A 2748-nucleotide genomic window follows, 5' to 3' on the forward strand; every position below is an offset into this window, starting at 1 on the left:
AAAATTCAGGGACTTTTTCCCTGAAAATTAGGTAATTGACCACCTGAAAATGGGTAAAACCCCACACCCCACACCCCACACCCCAACCCCCAACCCCCAACCCCCAACCCCCACCGAAAAACTTTTTCAGCAGACCCTATTTATGGCTGAACTTAGCCGATTGTCAAGCGGCTGCGCTCGTTGTTGAAGGCCAAGTTGCCCCAATTACTCAAAATTTTATGAAGCATTTGCGTAAACACCTAACTTGATAGATGACAATGGCTCTATCCCGTTCTAGCTGTCAATAATTATGCAAAGTCTTTTTCAACGTTCCCTAACTCAGACCAATTCTGGGGAAGAAGATACCCGTAGTCGTATTCTACAGGCCGCTTTACGTTTATTTGCCGCTAAGGGTTATGAAGGAACCACGACCAAAGACCTAGCAGGAAAGGCAAATGTGGCAGAAGGAACTTTATTTCGTTATTTTCCCAACAAAAAGGCGATTTTAATTGAAGTGGCCACTAGGGGATGGGTGGATATTCTCACCGACTTGCTGACGGAATTGAGCGAAATGGGCAGTTATAAAGCGGTAGCGCAGGTGATGCGACGTAGGGTGTTGAGAATGCGAGAAAATAGCGATTTATTGCGAGTTTGTTTTATAGAGGCGCAATTTCACCCGGAATTAAAAGACCGAATTCAATCGGAGGTAATTGCTAAAATGACCGATGTGGCCGAGGCTTTTTTTCAAACAGCGATCGATCGTGGTATCTATCGTCCCATGAATCCGAAAATTGTCGCCCAAGTTTTTCTAGGAATGTTCGCAATTGCCGGTTTTTCCACTGAAACTATTTTAGATGCCAATGCTTCCCCCCTTGCTTTACAGGAAATGGCCGAAGGTATTGCCGAAATTTTTCTGAATGGAGTGTTAGTTAAGTAGGCCGGCAAAATTAATTTCCTAGTCGAGACTCCGAGACTCCGAGACAGCTAATCTAAGGATAGGCGGTTAAAATGCGTTTTATAGTCATTTCAGATAAGTCTGATACAGTCTAGCAAAATCTGGGATTGATATTCTCAATCTTAATTGAAATGACTATAGCTTACTTATGATAAAATTCTTTCAACGGCAGGGAGGGGCAACTTTCAATTATTCACCCGATAAGTACCGCACGCAAAATTAATTACACATTTCGATAAAGCTTTTGCCTATTGCCTCTTGCCTATCTTCCCTAGTAAATTTATTTTGCCGGCCTACTTAAAATAACTGATAGCCGAGATGAAACCCTGTTACTGCATTAATCCCGATTGTTCTCAACCGGAGCATCCGAGTAATAATAACTCGAATACTCGTTACTGTCAAAGTTGCGGATCTCAATTGTTATTAAATGGTCAATATAGGGTAAGTCGGTTATTGAGTGATACGACTGGTTTTGGGGTTGTTTATGAGGCTTTTGAGGGTTTTACGGCCAAAATCCTCAAGGTATTACAAGAAAAATGGAATAATGAACCGAAGGCAGTGGAATTATTTAAACGGGAATATGACGTTTTATTAGAGTTAAGTCGTCAAAATGTGACCGGTGTTCCTCGAGGGGATGCCTATTTTCAATATTCCACGAGAGAGGGGAAAATATTACACTGTTTAGTCATGGAAAAAGTGGAGGGGATTAATTTAGAACAGTGGCTAAAGCAGTATGATAATTTAAGTCAAAAACGAGCCTTAAAATGGCTGAGAGAAATTACTTTAATTCTCGATAAAATTCATCAACAAAACTGGCTGCATCGTGATATTAAACCCCCTAATATCATGCTGCGGAATAGTGGCGAGTTGGTGTTAATTGATTTTGGCACAGCAAGGGAAGAAACCCAAACCTATCACCAAAAGGTAAAAGGTCAACAAGTAACAGGTATTACCTCTGCCGGATATACACCCAATGAACAACAACATGGTCAAGCAGTGATTCAATCAGATTTTTATGCTTTAGGACGAACTTTTGTACATTTATTAACCGGAAAACATCCTTTAGACATTTATGATGCGGTTAATGATGTTTTATCTTGGCGAGAAGAAACCGAAAATATTCACCCGTTATTGTTGGATTTTATTGACGAGTTAATGGGAAGATTGCCCAAGAATAGACCAGCTAATACTAGGTTTATTTTACAACGTTTGGATGAGATTGAACAGCAGTTAAAGTTACCTCCTACAACTCCTAAGAGACCATCTCCACCAGCACCAAATCCGCAGCCTGTTGTAACTCAAAAACAACCGCCGGTTATGCCTAAGATTAATCCTTCTCCGCCGGTTTTACCTGTACCTGTACCAAAAAAAACACCAGCACAACCGGTTAAAAAGAATAATCTGAGAAACAGAATGATAGCTATTGGTGGAGTTTTGTTATTAGGGATAGGAATAACCCAAGGTTACGGTTATTTAAAATATAAAAGATTTCCGGTTACTCCTCAATTTTTGATTTCTGGCCTAGTTGATAAGCTAAACGGCGCTTAACCTGCATGATCCAATAGCTATAACCCTTTTGGAGTCTATATCGGTGATCCGAAGTAAAAGCCGTTTAGCTTACTCCCTTTCTTTATAAAACCCTTACTGGTCATTCTGACATGGTTACGTCAGTAGTATATAGTCCCGATGGCCGCTATTTAGCTAGTGGGAGTAGTGACGATACTATCAAAATTTGGGAGGTAGCAACAGGAAAAGAATTGCGTACCCTTACTGGTCATTCTAGCTGGGTTTTGTCAGTAGTATATAGTCCCGAT

1 protein-coding gene and 1 pseudogene are annotated in these 2748 nt (G+C 40.6%); both read left to right on the forward strand.

The genetic code is table 11. The annotated features are described in order from the left end of the window. Positions 1 to 289 precede the first annotated feature (289 nt). On the forward strand, positions 290 to 916 hold the full coding sequence (locus IM322_RS12190; RefSeq protein WP_286827025.1) for a TetR/AcrR family transcriptional regulator: 627 nt from the start codon (positions 290 to 292) through the stop codon (positions 914 to 916). A gap of 336 nt (positions 917 to 1252) precedes the next feature. Continuing rightward, a pseudogene (locus tag IM322_RS12195) lies at positions 1253 to 2748 on the forward strand (protein kinase domain-containing protein); the annotation flags it as partial.

It is taken from the genome of Microcystis sp. M109S1 (genome assembly GCF_020247025.1).
Lineage (GTDB): Bacteria > Cyanobacteriota > Cyanobacteriia > Cyanobacteriales > Microcystaceae > Microcystis.